General features: G+C 39.7%; 13 protein-coding genes. 11 read left to right on the top strand and 2 right to left on the bottom strand.

Annotation, left to right across the window (positions count from 1 at the left end; translation table 11 throughout):
- A partial coding sequence (locus tag BLQ57_RS16440) for a transposase (RefSeq protein ID WP_139162762.1) occupies positions 1-324 on the top strand: 324 nt, incomplete at its 5' end.
- A gap of 14 nt (positions 325-338) precedes the next feature.
- Positions 339-950 (top strand): alpha/beta hydrolase, encoded by a 612-nt coding sequence (locus tag BLQ57_RS16445; protein ID WP_087940694.1) that lies wholly within the window; start codon positions 339-341, stop codon positions 948-950.
- A 909-nt stretch (positions 951-1,859) separates the two neighbouring features.
- On the opposite strand, the gene BLQ57_RS16450 is transcribed toward BLQ57_RS16445, so the two are convergent.
- Both BLQ57_RS16450 and BLQ57_RS16455 read right to left on the bottom strand, forming a co-directional pair.
- On the bottom strand, positions 1,860-4,892 hold the full coding sequence (locus BLQ57_RS16450) for an SbcC/MukB-like Walker B domain-containing protein (RefSeq protein ID WP_087940653.1): 3,033 nt from the start codon (positions 4,890-4,892) through the stop codon (positions 1,860-1,862).
- Positions 4,889-6,118, bottom strand: a complete 1,230-nt coding sequence (locus BLQ57_RS16455) for a metallophosphoesterase family protein (RefSeq protein ID WP_087940654.1) — start codon at positions 6,116-6,118, stop codon at positions 4,889-4,891. The genes BLQ57_RS16450 and BLQ57_RS16455 overlap by 4 nt, the downstream gene beginning before the upstream one ends.
- Positions 6,119-6,264: 146 nt before the next feature.
- On the opposite strand from BLQ57_RS16455, the gene BLQ57_RS16460 reads away from it, so the two are divergent.
- From BLQ57_RS16460 to BLQ57_RS16490, 9 genes are all read left to right on the top strand, one after another.
- On the top strand, positions 6,265-6,765 hold the full coding sequence (locus BLQ57_RS16460) for a septal ring lytic transglycosylase RlpA family protein (RefSeq protein ID WP_087940695.1): 501 nt from the start codon (positions 6,265-6,267) through the stop codon (positions 6,763-6,765).
- 558 nt (positions 6,766-7,323) lie between these two features.
- Positions 7,324-8,448, top strand: coding sequence for a hypothetical protein (locus BLQ57_RS16465; RefSeq protein WP_087940655.1), 1,125 nt, complete (start codon positions 7,324-7,326; stop codon positions 8,446-8,448).
- Positions 8,449-8,957: 509 nt separating this feature from the next.
- A complete protein-coding gene (locus BLQ57_RS16470; protein ID WP_087940656.1) occupies positions 8,958-9,167 on the top strand; it encodes a hypothetical protein in 210 nt (69 codons plus the stop codon).
- 99 nt (positions 9,168-9,266) lie between these two features.
- Complete coding sequence (locus BLQ57_RS16475) at positions 9,267-10,391, top strand: TolB-like 6-bladed beta-propeller domain-containing protein (protein WP_139162768.1); 1,125 nt, start codon at positions 9,267-9,269, stop codon at positions 10,389-10,391.
- A 271-nt stretch (positions 10,392-10,662) separates the two neighbouring features.
- Complete coding sequence (locus BLQ57_RS21225; RefSeq protein WP_169712782.1) at positions 10,663-10,836, top strand: hypothetical protein; 174 nt, start codon at positions 10,663-10,665, stop codon at positions 10,834-10,836.
- Between the two features lie 251 nt (positions 10,837-11,087).
- Positions 11,088-11,282: a hypothetical protein gene (locus tag BLQ57_RS20950; RefSeq protein ID WP_139162769.1), complete on the top strand. Its 195-nt coding sequence runs from the start codon at positions 11,088-11,090 to the stop codon at positions 11,280-11,282.
- Positions 11,283-11,349: 67 nt separating this feature from the next.
- Positions 11,350-12,540, top strand: a complete 1,191-nt coding sequence (locus BLQ57_RS16480) for a hypothetical protein (protein ID WP_139162770.1) — start codon at positions 11,350-11,352, stop codon at positions 12,538-12,540.
- Positions 12,541-12,693: 153 nt separating this feature from the next.
- Positions 12,694-13,170, top strand: a complete 477-nt coding sequence (locus tag BLQ57_RS16485) for an acyl-CoA thioesterase (RefSeq protein ID WP_087940659.1) — start codon at positions 12,694-12,696, stop codon at positions 13,168-13,170.
- A 155-nt stretch (positions 13,171-13,325) separates the two neighbouring features.
- Positions 13,326-14,396, top strand: coding sequence for an efflux RND transporter periplasmic adaptor subunit (locus BLQ57_RS16490; protein ID WP_087940660.1), 1,071 nt, complete (start codon positions 13,326-13,328; stop codon positions 14,394-14,396).
- Position 14,397 lies beyond the last annotated feature (1 nt).

Below are 14,397 nucleotides of genomic sequence, written 5' to 3' on the forward strand. Positions count from 1 at the left end.
CATTTAATCAAGGATTACATTGATTCAAACGCTGTGCTTCAAACAGATAAAAGTACCACCTTCTCAGACCTGAGTGATTGTATTGATGTTCATGTCAGAGAAATCTCTGGTACACAAGAAGGCAATTTTAACCTCAAATGGGTTCATATTGCCATCAGTAACTTAAAGAAACACCTGCAGACATACCATATGATCAGCGAACGAATGATGCAGAACTATCTGGATGAGTTTTGTTACAAGCTAAACAGAAGATACTTCGGTCAAAAACTCTTTGACAGACTCATTATTGCTTCAATTTACCCATACTGGCATGATTGCGGATAATCATATTGAAAATTATGAATAATATAATCGAAGCTGGAGTGCCACTTTCAGAGGCGAAAAAAGCAGCTATTTTACTGCATGGAAGAGGGGCTACTGCCCAGAGCATACTTTCTTTAAAAGAGTATTTGAATCTCGAAGGTTTTGCCCTTGTGGCTCCCCAAGCCGACGGAAACACTTGGTATCCCTATAGCTTTATGGCGCCAGACCAAAGCAACGTAAAAGCGCTTCAGAACTCTTTGTCGGTTGTTCAGGAAGCTTTTGACCTAATTATCCAAAATGGGATAGCTGCTTCACAGGTTTATTTTATTGGTTTTTCACAAGGGGCTTGTCTTAGCTTAGATTTTGCCGCCCGAAATGCGCAAAAATTCGGAGGGATAATTGCCTTCACAGGAGGTTTGATCGGAGATAAGTTGAAAGAAGAGGTTTATTCTGGAGATTTTCAATCTACTCCGATTTTTATCGGAAGTAGTGAGCGAGATTTTCATGTGCCTGCAGCCAGAATTCAGGAATCTGCCACCCTGCTTAAAAGGATGAATGCCGAGGTGAAAGTTCAACTTTTTGACGATGGGGAACATACCATTCGTCAAGAGGAGGTCGAATGGGTAAATAAACATATATTTAGATAAATGAATTGGTTTTCTTAATTCGAAAAGTCTGTCGGTCTTGCCGATGGACTTTTTTTATTAGGGACAGTCCAAGTCGGGATACATTGAACCAAGAAGTCCGAGATTTTGCTCGCATGAGTGTCTCACTCAGGCTAAAAACTTTGAGTGGTCCAAGCTTGGCTTCGGCAGGTAAATCTGAAGGCCTTAGGCCAAAAGTTTAAAGGTGGTCCAAGTCTAAAGACTTGAACCAAGAAGTCACGATCTATGTGGTTCTGATTATAGACTTAAACCAAATGTTTCTGTCTATGAGATTTTTTAGACTTTATCCTTTACACCTGCCTCTGTGAGTGTCATTACGCATGGCAATAATTGAGACTTGGATTACATCCTTGATTTTTGAAACCACATAGGATCATAGGAAACATAGGCTAAGGCCTTTGATTCCTGAGTTACCTCTAAAAAATGAAAAGTTGAGTTTCATCACTCAGGTCCAAGTCTGAAAAACCAAGAAGACTTGAGTGGTCAAAGCTTGGCTTCGACAAGTAAATCTGAAGGCCTTAGGCCAAAAGTTTAAAGGTGGTCCAAGTCTGAAGATTTGAACCAAGAAGTCGCGATCAGTCTATGTGGTTCTGATTATTGGATTGAAACAAATGTTTCTGTCTATGAGATTTTTTAGACTTTATCCTTTACACCTGCCTCTGTGAGTGTCATTACGCATGGCAATAATGGAGACTTGGATTACATCCTTGATTTTTGAAACCAAATAGGATCATAGGAAACATAGGCTAAGGCCTTTGATTCCTGAGTTACCTCTAAAAAATGAAAAGTTGAGTTTCATCACTCAGGTCCAAGTCTGAAAAACCAAGAAGACTTGAACCTAGTTTTTAGGAAATTTCAATCAATTGGTTTTTCATAGGAGTAGGAAATCGATTAATAGGAGTAGGTTACTTTTGAGCCGGTTTCAGGATCAAGCTCGACTTGGGCATAGACGCCGATTTCTTGCTGTAGCTCTTCCACATGGCTGATGATTCCCACAATTCGGTTTTCGTGACGGAGAGATTTAAGCGTCTCAAACACGACCCGCAAGGAATTCCGGTCCAAAGCTCCAAAGCCTTCGTCCAAGAAGAAAAAGCTTTGATCGGCTTGATTCAGTGCTTTGACTTTTTCGGCTAAAGCCAAGGCTAAACAAAGCGAGGCTTGAAAGGTCTGTCCACCGGATAGCGTTTTGAGTAGTCGTTTTTTTCCACCATTGAGGTAATCAATCACCCAAAATGTATTGTCCTCATCGATCTCCAGCGAAAGGCTGTTTTTGCTCAATTTCATAAAACGCTGATTCGCGGTATGACAAAGCTCCTTGAGGTAAATCGAGCTCACGTATTTGACAAAACCACTTCCTTTGAATAGTTTTTCTAATTCCCGGAGATAACTTTCCCGCTTTTCGATTGCTAGCTTTTCCTGATTAACTTTTTCCTTCTCGGCCAGTTTCTGTTTGGTAGTCTTTATATTTTCCTGAAGGAGTAGAATTTTATCTTGGAGTTCTTGAGCGATACCCTTGGTCAATTGCAGTTGGGCCGTGATCCTGACAAAGGCCTCCTCATCAAAGTGAACCACTTCAGGTTCTTTTTCCAATTCTTCAATTCTACTTTGGGCGAGCCTCAGTTGATTGTCAAATTGCTGAATTTCTTTGGCTACTTTTTCCGCGTCGAGCGAATGTTCAAACAAACGAATCAAAGCCTCCTCATCCTCAAAACCATATGCCTTTTTGAGGGAATCAAACTCTTCACTGAGGGCCTTGATTTTCTCCAAGGCGGCTTGGTTAGCGTTTTTGAAGTTTTTCAGATCGGCTAGGTTAGTGGTGGCTTTCCTTTGCACTTCTTGCAGGTATTTCTGCTTGCTTTCCAAAGCCAAGGCAGCATCTTGAATGTCTTTTTCTACTTTATCAATCCCCTTTTGGATTTCCTCTTGCGACTTTTCAAAAAAAGGCTGGCAAAAAGCCTGGTCTTTGATTTCTTCCTGCTTGGTTTGATAAGCGGTATTAAGTTGCTCTTTTTTGAGTTGGGCTTGCTGAAGTTTTTGCTGCGATTGCTCCAGAGATTGGCGGATGCTGTCGATTTCTTTGCGCTTTTGCTGCACGCTTTGAAATAGTTTTTCCCGAGTCTCAGATAGACGCTCGAGTTCTTGGATCCGGTTTTGTAGTTGGGAAGAGTCGGCTAGTTGGTGGCTTTGAAGAAATTCTTTCAAGGCCCCCAATTTTGAGGATAGCTCAGCGATTTCTTCGTTTTTGCGGGTTTTATTATCCTGATGGCTTTGCAGGTGGATCTCTGCTTCTTTGAGTTGTTGTTTGATCAAGAGTAGTTGTTCCCGATTTTCTTTAGCGGAGCTTAGTTTTGCTTCCAAGTCTTTTAAGGCTTGGTCTTGTCGCCCTTTTTCCAAGGGTAGCGGATGCTCCTCTGAGCCACAGAGTGGGCAGGGCTTACCTGATTCCAGAAGGTGAGCGTGGGTATGAAGACCGGAGGTTCGCAGGAGTTGTTCTCTTTGATTTTCCAATGAACTGATCCTGTCAAGTTGGAATTGATGCCAGTCTTCCAAGCTTGGAAATTCGCTTGGGATGCGCTGCTGAAGATGCTCGATTCGCTGACTTATTTTTTCCTTTTCGGATTCGAATTGCTGGGCCAGCTGCTGCGTTTTGTTCAACTGCTCATTAAGATCGGTCCAAGAGTGGAGGCTGTTTTTCAGCTGTGCGAGAAAATTGGTATCAGTGGCTTGATATTGCTGAAGTTGGGTTTCATTTTCCTTTAAACCCTTTTCTGCTTCTTTTTTCTCGGAAGTTAACTGATCGATAGTGGGTAAAAGCTCAGTAAGACCATCTTGTGCGGCTTGTAGTTTTTGAGCAAGCGCCTTGAGTTCTACCACCTTTTTGAGGTCGCGAACTTTACTTTCCCGGATGGGTCTGCGTTGGTTTTTTTCCTGAAGATCTCTTTCCTCTTCTTTCAGTTGGGAGATTTCTTTTTCAAATTCCACTGCAAAGCGCTCACAATCGATGATGCTGACCTGGAATTTCTCTTGGTCGATTTGAAGCTCACGGAGTTGATTCCAAACGGGTCGCAAGTAGGATTTGGCAGTGATAAAATCCTGATGAAGCTGTCGCTGTTTTTCGATTTGGGGTTTTTGGTTGAGAAGCTCGGTTTTCATTTTACCAAATTCCCTCCAGGCATGGTGTTTTTCTTGGTATTTTTCTTGGCTTTTTACGGATTCCTCCAGCTTCCTAAGTTTTTGATCGGTTTGTTTTTGATCTTCTTGAAACTGACTTAGTTGTTCGCCATACTGTTGAAGGGAATTGGCTGTAAAATCCTCCAAGTTTTGAATTTTGGTTTCCAGTCTGATTTTTTCATCCTTCACCTCACGCAGAAGGCTGCCTGTTTTGGCTGCCAAGTCAAAGCGCTCCAATCCAAAGAGTTCTTTCATCATTTCTGCCCGAGGACCGGGTGTGAGGTCTATAAATTCCCGAAATTTACCCTGAGGAATGATCACCGTCTGTTTAAAATGCTCCTTTTTCATCCCTACGATTTCTTCTGCTCTTTGCTCGATGGGTTCCCAGTCGCCCTCTACTTGCTGATAAAAAAAATGAGAGGCAGGGTCGACTTTCTCGGGGTCTTTTTTGCTACGCTTGGCTTCGTATCGCGCCAAGTACAATTGGCTGTTGTTTTTACCTGATTGAAATATAAATCGAATCAGCACTTGATCACTCTGCAAGTTGAGCATGGAGTTTTTTTCGCCCCGGTCTGATAGTCGCTCTGTACTGCCGTATAGAGCGAGTAAAATTGCCTCCAAAATAGAAGATTTACCACTTCCTACAGCGCCGAAAATACCAAAAAGGCCGGCTGCGGTCAACTGATCAAAGTGAATGGTTTGTTTTTCACGGTAGGAGTATAATCCTTGGATTTCTAGGGAAATGGGAATCATATGCTTGAATCTTGACTGATGACTTCTTTAAAAATTTCCAATAGCTCTTGGTGAGCTTCTTGGCCTCGTTCGTTTTTGAAATAAAGCTGAAATAAGCTGAGCATATCTTTTTCCAGATCAGCTGCCGTAAGTTTTAACTCCTCCTGACCGATTGGATTTTTAATCTGTGGGATTAGGTTGACGATTCCATCATGGGCTTGGTGGATGGCTCTGCGTGTAGCGGCATCGATGGAGTGCTCGGTCTGATAGGTCAACTCCACAAAGCAATAGGGATTGGACTCGAGCCAGTTTAGGGTTTCTGCTAAGGAGTCAAAGGTCTTGCGGTGCAGTGCTTTTCCTTGTTTTAGGGGAATGGCTTGGTAGTCGACAGCTTGGGCTGGTTTTGCCTCAATCACTATCACTTGTTTTTGCTGATCGGCTTCTGAAAAGGAATACCCCAAAGGACTGCTGGAATACACTATGGGACAGGGATTTTTGTCCACGGCATGATAGCGGTGAAGGTGGCCTAGGGCTGCATATTGGATTTGTTGTGGAAGATTCTCGGTAAAGAGTGCCTGCGTCCCGCCTACGTGAAGGATAGGCCGTTCGGACTCGGGTTCGGCTTCGAGCGGTTCTCCTTTTTTTGAGAAATAAAAGTGGCCTAAAAATAAATTTACACCCGATGGATCACAATATTGGTCGGCGAGTTTTTGCCATTTCTCAGAGAGAATTGTGCGAAATTCCTCTTCTCGGTTTTCCTCCCCGAGGTATGTTTTAAGACTGACTTCATTGGCGTATGGAGCGAGAATCAAGCGGATGGGAAAGTCACACTTAGGTATTTTTAACTCTACAAACCCACTTTCCGAGCGTAGAATTTCGATACCGGAATCGAGTTTGCCTGTTACGATTTGGCTGTCATAGCGGCTGTAAAAAAATATACCCATTTCCCGGGCGAGGGGATCTGGTGCTTCAACGAACTGGCTGCTGTCGTGATTGCCGGAGATGGCAATAATCGGACGTTGACCGTTTTTTGAAAGTCGGTGAAGTGTCTTGTAGAGCAGTTCGATAGCTTCATGTGAGGGATTGAAGCTGTCAAAAATATCTCCTGCCAGCAGCACCAAATCGACTGCCTTTTGGTCTGCGATTTGGCAGATTTCATCTAGCACCAGTTTTTGTTCTTCGATTCGGGGAAATTCCTGCAGTCGTTTTCCCAAGTGCCAGTCTGCGGTATGAAGGATTTTGAGCATGGGGTAAAAAGGTAGATTTAAAAGCGGAGGGTTTGGTTAAAGATTGTTTTGTTCTTAATTACCGAAGATACTTTCTGATGCTGCGATGTCCAAACCATTTTTGGTTTCCGACAGGAATTGGCATTTTTGTTGACTTTGCCCTGCTGATGAAAAAAATCTCATTTCTTTTTCTGCTGTTTTTGATTTTTGGGCTGTGCCAAGGTAGCAGGGCTCAGGGAGCGGATTCGGTACAGATTCAGACGGGGTGGGCAAGTTTTTATGGCAAGCGCTTTCATTTGCGACGGACTGCCAATGGGGAGATTTTTCACATGGACAGTCTGACGGCGGCGCATAAATATTTGCCTTTTGATACGCGGGTCAAGGTGACTCGACTGGATACAGGAGATACGGTTTGGGTGCGGATCAATGATCGCTTGCCGAAAAGTTCGCTTCGTATCATCGATTTGTCCCGGCGAGCTGCTACCGAATTGGATATGCGGACTGTGGGAATCTCCCGGGTGAAGCTGGAGCTGGAGAAGATTAGTGAGATGAATCGTCTTTATGAAAAGTTTGATGGTCAAGCACCGGGAACGATCCGAATTCGGCGCTATGAAGAGGCCATTTTGCCAAAGAAAAGAACCATTTCCTGGTCTTGGTCGATTTGGTAAGTGCTTGATAGTGAAAGGGCAGTAAGTTTTACTAACTATTTACTCTTCTTCTGATTAATTTTTTATCTCTGAAAATCAATAGTTTATATAAAAATCGTTTTTTTTTTTTTTCGAAATTGACTTGCATGTTTAGTAATCAAGTCCTAGTTTAATCGACGAAAGATCAAGGTATTGGCCAATCGAATGTATTTTTCAACCGGTTAAGCAGCCCTGCCGGATTTTAAGGCTTGACAAATTAAATTCTTAGAAAATGAGGAAGACAATTTTAAAACTTGGAGTGGCTGGTTTGTGTATACTTGGATCATCATCTTTAGGTGGATTGACAGCGAAAGCTCAGACATCACCATAAATTTGGTATGAGATTGAAGATTCAACTCAGGTAACTAGTTCAGGCCTTTATCTTGTGACAAAATGTTCTAATATACCTGGCTCAGCATGTAATATGCCTGGTTCGGTACATAGGTCTGATATATCGTCAATTTTATCACTTATTCAGCCTTAAAAACGGTTTAATTAAATCTGGGTCAACTTTCGTTGGCTCAGATTACTTTTCTACAAATGAAAACACATGTAATTCTAGTTTTAATAATAGTTTTCTGGTTTGGATGTAATTCTGAACAGATAAAAATTGAAAATTCAGCGGAATCTACTTTTTTGGATACGCTTACTGTAGACTTCGGAGGCTTACCCCTTCCTAATGAATATAGTTCATCCGGAAATTATCAGGATAAGTTTTACTACACGTATTTTTTTAGAGATTCCATGGGGTTATATTTTAATGATCTAGATTCCCGAGATTGGACGAGTAATTTCTTTCCCATGGAAGGCCCCGAAGGGTTATTAAAACAGGGTGGCTTCGTGATTTTAAATGATTCTATTGCCTTTCATCCTTTGGCTGGTTTGGCGTCTTTTCAACTAATAAACTATCAAAATGGTCAAGTAAAACGCTTTAAATTTCCCGATGGTCGCTTTGGTTTTGGAAATATCACGGATAAATCCGTGCATTTTGATGGGGAGTCCATTCGTTTCCCACTTTCATATTTTAAGAGTACTTCAGATGAGGATTATGTGTCTCAGGTGCCAATTTATGGTGTTTTTGATCTCGCTGCTTCTGATTTTTCCTCGCTGTTGAACTTCCCGGAAAAGTTCCATGGAGACACGTATAGTTCGAATTTCTTATCCAAGACTTTTTTGGTTGCTGATAATTACATTTATCTGAACCTAGCCAAATCCCACGAAATCTATAAATATGATTTGGCCTTAAATTTACAGGAAATATTTCCTTTTCAGTCCCAAAATGTAGATACATCAAATCCAGGAGTGGAGAATGATCAAATTCTGAATATGATAAATTCCAAGATGGGTGGTGAATATTCATCGCTCCTTGAATCAGAGGGACATTTATATAGAACTGTTTCATATTTATCGGAATCGAATTCTATTCCGGTAAAAAATCTAAATGAATATTTTCTGGCATTGGAAAACTTACGATTTGAGATTCTTAAATATTCACCTTTGACCAAAAAGACTGAAAGTTACGACTATTCTGGATCTCCCCTTTCAAAAGGAATAGGTGATGGCTTGGTCTTGGAGAAAGAAGGAAAGCTTTATTATTGGTTGTTTGATAAGGAAAAAGAGGAGGTGGAAAAGTTTGTTTCCATTTTTGAGGAGATTTCTGATTAGAATGTATTTATCCGAAACTTAGTCCAAATCATCTTTCAGTTTTTCTTTTTATTGTATTAGGAATCTAGCACATAGCGCTTCAACTATTCTAAGCAGGAATAAGTGGTTTAAGTGATCTGTTAGGAGACATTAACTGATAAAAGGAATAAATTTTGGACAACAAGGAACTAGGTATCTTTTGCTGGATCCGAATTCGGCGCTACGAAGAGGCCATTTTGCCGAAGAGAAGAGCCATTTCCTAGTCTTGGTCGATTTGGTAAGTACTTGATAGTGAAAGGGCAGTAAGTTTTACTAACTATTTACTCTTCTTCTGATTAATTTTTTATCTCCGATAATCAATAGTTTATGTAAAAATCGTTTTTTTTTTTTTCGAAATTCACTTGCATGTTTAGTAATCGAGTCCTAGTTTCATCGAAGAGAGATCAAGGTATTGGCCAATCGAATGAATTTTTCAACCGGTTAAGCAGCCCTGCCGGATTTTAGGGCTTGACAAATTAAATTCTTAGAAAATGAGGAAGACAATTTTAAAATTTGGAATTTTAGGAATATTTCTCTCGATTTCGTTTTATGCAATTCCTCCAAAAGCAAATGCTCAAACTTCTGTGGAACCCCCAAATGACTGCACGCCTGCGGGATGTTGGAAAACTATTACTGTAAGGTATGGATGGCCGGCCATGTACTGTGGAACTTGTACCTACATCGATGACAGTATGGGTTAGGAACAGATACAGGCCTTTGTTACCAATGTCCGGGTATAGGTTAAAATTAAAAGCAGGGCACACTTTCCTTGGAAGGTGTGCCTATCAAAAACTAAATGAATGAAAATTAAATACACACTCAACCAATTATTATTTTTAACATGGACTATGCTCATAGCATGTTCCCAAAAACCCGATGAAAAGGTTTTTGTGCAGGCTGTACCTCAAACCTCCAATTACATGACCTTCGACTCTATTCATGTGGTCAATAGGTTTCCAAAATTCCATGCTGTTGAAAAAGGTCAAGATGTTAAAATTGAAATAATTGGATTATGGAATTTTGAAATTATAGATAGTTTAATTGTTACAGCTACTATGAATAGCCGAGGTTTATGGCAGGTTTATAATCTTCCGGATTTTGATCATTTAGGAAGTTTTTTATCTCTGGGTGAGGGCCCAAAACAATTTTTTAAATCTCCAAGTGTGGGTGATAAGGTTCTTTTTCGATCTGAAGGGAATGATATAACTGCCTTGATTTATGAATTTACAAAAGGTGAACTTATTAAATTTAATCTAAATCAGTCTATTAAATTAGGACAAGATAGCCTTGAACAAGTTGAGGATGATTTGCCTCCATTCCTTTTTGATTTTTTGATTCTGGGGCAAGATCATTATTATCTAAGACAGCCGGAAAATCAAGAGACAAAACAAAACCGGTATTTACTCTTTCAAGGTCAATTGTCCAGTAACTCTCTTCTTGATCAGCTAAACCGGGCTGAAGTCTCCAATGGAATGCTGAATATGTCTTTGATGGCATCCATGACAAGGATTAGTCCTGATCGTGATAAAATCTTGGAGATGTATTTTAGGCTGAATTATTTCAATCTATACTCTTTGGATGGTTCATTGAAGAAAACGATTGCCATAGAACCTACGCTTGATGATCTGAATTTACTTGAAAAAGTACCTCAACCTGAGCGAAATTATCGATTTTCAGATGTAAGGGTATATGACGATTTCTTTGCGCTTTTGCACCTAAATGAACTGGAGCAGGATTTTGCTACCGAGCGAAAGTCTCTTCCTGAAATCCTTATTTTTGATTGGGATGGGAATCCTATTTCTAAACTGGTATTTAAAGATTTTTTCACTTCCTTCGATTTTGATCTAGCGAATAAAAAAGTCTATACCTTTGATAGTCAAACTGATCAATTCAAATTCCATGAAGTGACCCAATTCTGGAACTGATACGGTGAGATGAAGGTAATATCTCCTGAAAAATGAGAGTACAGAAAAAATTACTTTTTTATTTCACGTCAATTATTAGGCTGTTAAGGTTCTAACGATTATTTATCTGGGATATAGTCAACTTTCTGACTCTTGTTTCTAACCACCCTACAAAAGAGGACCTCATTCTGGTAAGGCTAGAATACGGGTTGGGTACGGATCAATGATCGCTTGCCTATGAGTTCGCTAAGGATCATCGATCTTTCCCCGTAGTGCAGCTACCGTTTTGAATATGCGGACGGTCGGGGTCGCTCGGGTGGAACTGGAGCTTGGGACTATTCAGGAGATGAACAGCCTCTATGATCAGATGGAAGGAAATGCCCCTGGTACAATGCGCATCTGGCGCTACGAAGAGGCTAATTTACCGAAGAAAAGAGCCATTTCCTGGTCTTGGTCGACTTGGTAAGTGCTTGATAGTGAAAGGGTAGTAAGTTTTACTAACTATTTACTCTTCTTCTGATTAATTTTTTATCTCTGATAATCAATAGTTTATAGAAAAATCGTTTTTTTTTTTTTTTGAAATTCACTTGCATGTTTAGTAATCAAGTCCTAGTTTCATCGACAAAAGATCAAGGTATTGGCCAATCGAATGTATTTTTCAACCGGTTAAGCAGCCCTGCCGGGTTTTAGGGCTCATCAACTTAAATTTTAAAAAAAATGAAAAAGATTCAATTCGTTTTATATGGGGTGTCCTTCTTGGCATTGAGTGTTTCCCCTTTACTCTTAAATGCTCAGAATTGTGGTTATATCCAATCTGGCTATAATATTAAAATTAATGGGACAAAAGTTTGTGTTCTGGACAATGCTTCACGTGAATGTTATGCAATTGTTGATCCATGTCCTGAACAATAATGATTTAATTAATTTTATTTTTCCTGCCCTTTAGATACAAATGGCAGGTTCTTTTTCAATAAATAAGATGAGAGAAAGCCTAATTAATTTTATTATTTTTGTTATAATTCTATTTGCTTGTAGTGAAAATGAGAAAGAATTTATTTTTAGAAATAAAGTAGTACCTAACATAGAATTTTCAGAAATAACACTAGATAAAACCAAATCATTTGGAAACTCAATAGATTTTGATACTCCCCTGATTTTACCTATTTCAGTTTTTTCGAGAGATTCATCAATTGTTATTTTTGATTTTGGAGATAGAAAAATCAAACAGTTTTTTAAGGGTGACGAAAGAACAATTGATCCTCTTGGTGATGGCCCGAATAAAATTCAAGGACAGATTGTTGAAGGAGTGGGGTTGGCTTCTACCAGCGATGAATTATTTATAGCATCAAACTCCATTATAAAAAAGTTTAATTTTAAAACTAACTCCTTTAATGAAAAAATAGATGATACTTTTGAAAATTGTGATTCTTTTGATGCCATGTTTTATGAGATTTTTTTTAAAGTGTCTGGAAAAGATAGCGTAATTATTTCTCAAAACGGAAATCCTTGCTTTCCATTGAAGGAGTTAGGTAATTCAATTAATCCAGATGATTTAAGTCAGAAATATTTTGTAAGAATAAAATCCATAAATAATGAGGATTATGATTATTCGCTTAAATTTCCAGAAAATTTAAGTTTGAATAAAACATATGAACGATTTAAGTTTCACTTCACATATAATGAAGCGAATGACAGATATTATGTCATGTTTAATCCTTTTAAATATTTGTATGAGTATAAATTCGATTTAAAAAAAAAGGAATTTACCTTAACTAATTTATGGGACTTAACTCTTCCGAAAAGTGACCAAGTAATTGAGTATTTTGTTAAGAATAATTTTGGATCTTCTGAAATTAGTAAGGCTTTAGATTATAATTTTGAGTTACAATTCATTAAATCATCAGAAAAATATGTGTTTATTCTGTACCAGCCATCCAAAGATTTAATCTATGATGATCCAAATGAAGCGCCATTTTCTTCCCATTATTTTCTTTCTTTAATCGATTTAAGTACCGAAGAATTGAAAACTTTTTCCTTTGATTATAATGAATTTCAATTTTTAGGTGCTTTGCAAGATCAGGTTTGGCTCTATGATATTCTTAATTCTAATGAATCAGGAAAAACTCAAATGAAAGTAATGAGTGTTGATGAATTGACCTCGGTTAAGTGAGTCCTTATACATTTTCAATTTTATCTAGTGAACTCTAATTGTTCGTGTGGATATTTTGATAGTTGGATTAACTGATTGCTTTTTAAGAAAATTTTGAAGCTATTCATAAGGTTCCGTTTTGACTATTGACTATATTGCCCATCTATCTTTCCTATGACCACTCTACATAAAACCTCCTTTCAGTTTATCAGTGAACCTTCCGATGTGAATTTTGGAGGGAAAGTTCATGGAGGTGTCGTGATGAAGTGGATCGATCAGGCGGCCTACACCTGCGCCCGCACTTGGTCGGAAACCTACTGTGTGACCGTCTATGTAGGGGGAATCCGATTTTATAAGCCCATCAATATCGGTGAAGTGGTCAAGATCGATGCGGCGGTGATTTATACCGGACACTCTAGCATCCACATCATGGTGGAGGTGTACTCGAGGGATTTTTCTCAAAAGGAATTTCAAAAAAAGACCCACTGCATTATCATCTTTGTCTCTGTCGATGAACAGGGAGATCCCCAAAAAGTTAAGCCTTGGATTCCTCAGACTCCTCAGGAAATTAAATTGCAGGAATACGCCAAAAAGCTCAAAACTCTCCGAGAAGAAATCCATGAGGAGATGAGGCCTTTCTTTAATGAATAAAGACTTCTCGAAATTCACTACTGCAGTTTTTCCCGTGGATATTTGATACAAAATCTTTCTAATATTTAAATTTCACTTTTTTTAACAGCTTTTTTTTAGGCTTTTTTTGATTCAATTCAATAAATTAGTTTATTAGGGTTCTAACGATTATTTAGATGAAACATAGCCTATATTTTGCCCTGATCTTTTTGATGGGTTTGAGTTTTTCTTGTCAGGAAGACAGCGAAAAACAGGAAGAAATTCCCGCCGAATCCTTTCGTAATGAAGTCGCGTCCACTGAAGTTAGAGTGGCAACTGCCGAGAACAAAAGTTTTGACTACCTGATCAATGCTACCGGGAAGCTTGAAGCTGCCTCACAGGTCAAGGCTGTGATCGAGCAGGCAGGCTACTTAATTGACTTGCCGATTAGAGAGGGGCAGACCGTCAGCAAAGGGCAGGTGATTGCACGATTGAATCCTGAGGAGGCTGAGATTCGATTGGAGAAGGCCAAAATCGCCTTACGAAATGCGCTGGCAGCTTATGAAAATGATAAGTTGGGTTTTTCCAAAGATTTTGAATCGGGCGATGAGGAGCGAAAGAAATTTCTCGAAGAGCAGCTCAAAGCTAGGAATGGGGTGTTTTTAGCCGAAATCGAGCTCAAGGAAGCAGAATTTAATCTGGACCGAACCGAGGTCAAGGCCCCGATTTCAGGAAAAATCGCCGATTTGAAATTTAAGCAAGGAAGCTTGATCAGCAGCAATGCAGAACTCTGTGAGATTCTGAGTACGAATAGCCTCGAGCTCCGGGTCAAAGTGCTCGAATCCGATATCGGTCTGATTTCTATCAATCAGAAGGCGGAAGTTTATCCCGTGTCCAACTCTCAAACTGCTCTGGAGGGGAGAGTCCTAGGGATCAATCCTAGAGTAGATGAAGGCGGCTTAGTAGAGGTAGTGATTCGTCTTACTTCCAGTGCAAACTTACTCCCAGGAATGAATGCTCGGGCGATCATTCGAGCACCACAGTCCAATTCCCTCGTCGTGCCCAAGGACGCTGTAGTCTACCGTTCCGGAAGGGCAGTGGTCTTTACCATAGAAAACAACGAGTCCCGCTGGAATTATGTGGAAGTAGGTAAGGACAATGGGGAGGAGATTGAGATTTTGGATGGGATTACTGCAGGCAGTACGGTCATTACGACCAATAACCTACAGCTCGCCCATCAAGCACCGGTACAAATCGTAACAGAATAAA

It is taken from the genome of Algoriphagus faecimaris (genome assembly GCF_900101705.1).
Taxonomy (GTDB): domain Bacteria; phylum Bacteroidota; class Bacteroidia; order Cytophagales; family Cyclobacteriaceae; genus Algoriphagus; species Algoriphagus faecimaris.

Excerpts from the sequence above, each read along its gene's own strand:
- BLQ57_RS16445 (WP_087940694.1), top strand. The coding sequence starts at position 339 with ATGAATAATATAATCGAAGCTGGAGTGCCACTTTCAGAGGCGAAAAAA.
- BLQ57_RS16450 (WP_087940653.1), bottom strand. The coding sequence starts at position 4,892 with ATGATTCCCATTTCCCTAGAAATCCAAGGATTATACTCCTACCGTGAA.
- BLQ57_RS16455 (WP_087940654.1), bottom strand. The coding sequence starts at position 6,118 with ATGCTCAAAATCCTTCATACCGCAGACTGGCACTTGGGAAAACGACTG.
- BLQ57_RS16460 (WP_087940695.1), top strand. The coding sequence starts at position 6,265 with ATGAAAAAAATCTCATTTCTTTTTCTGCTGTTTTTGATTTTTGGGCTG.
- BLQ57_RS16465 (WP_087940655.1), top strand. The coding sequence starts at position 7,324 with ATGAAAACACATGTAATTCTAGTTTTAATAATAGTTTTCTGGTTTGGA.
- BLQ57_RS16470 (WP_087940656.1), top strand. The coding sequence starts at position 8,958 with ATGAGGAAGACAATTTTAAAATTTGGAATTTTAGGAATATTTCTCTCG.
- BLQ57_RS16475 (WP_139162768.1), top strand. The coding sequence starts at position 9,267 with ATGAAAATTAAATACACACTCAACCAATTATTATTTTTAACATGGACT.
- BLQ57_RS21225 (WP_169712782.1), top strand. The coding sequence starts at position 10,663 with ATGCGGACGGTCGGGGTCGCTCGGGTGGAACTGGAGCTTGGGACTATT.
- BLQ57_RS20950 (WP_139162769.1), top strand. The coding sequence starts at position 11,088 with ATGAAAAAGATTCAATTCGTTTTATATGGGGTGTCCTTCTTGGCATTG.
- BLQ57_RS16480 (WP_139162770.1), top strand. The coding sequence starts at position 11,350 with ATGAGAGAAAGCCTAATTAATTTTATTATTTTTGTTATAATTCTATTT.
- BLQ57_RS16485 (WP_087940659.1), top strand. The coding sequence starts at position 12,694 with ATGACCACTCTACATAAAACCTCCTTTCAGTTTATCAGTGAACCTTCC.
- BLQ57_RS16490 (WP_087940660.1), top strand. The coding sequence starts at position 13,326 with ATGAAACATAGCCTATATTTTGCCCTGATCTTTTTGATGGGTTTGAGT.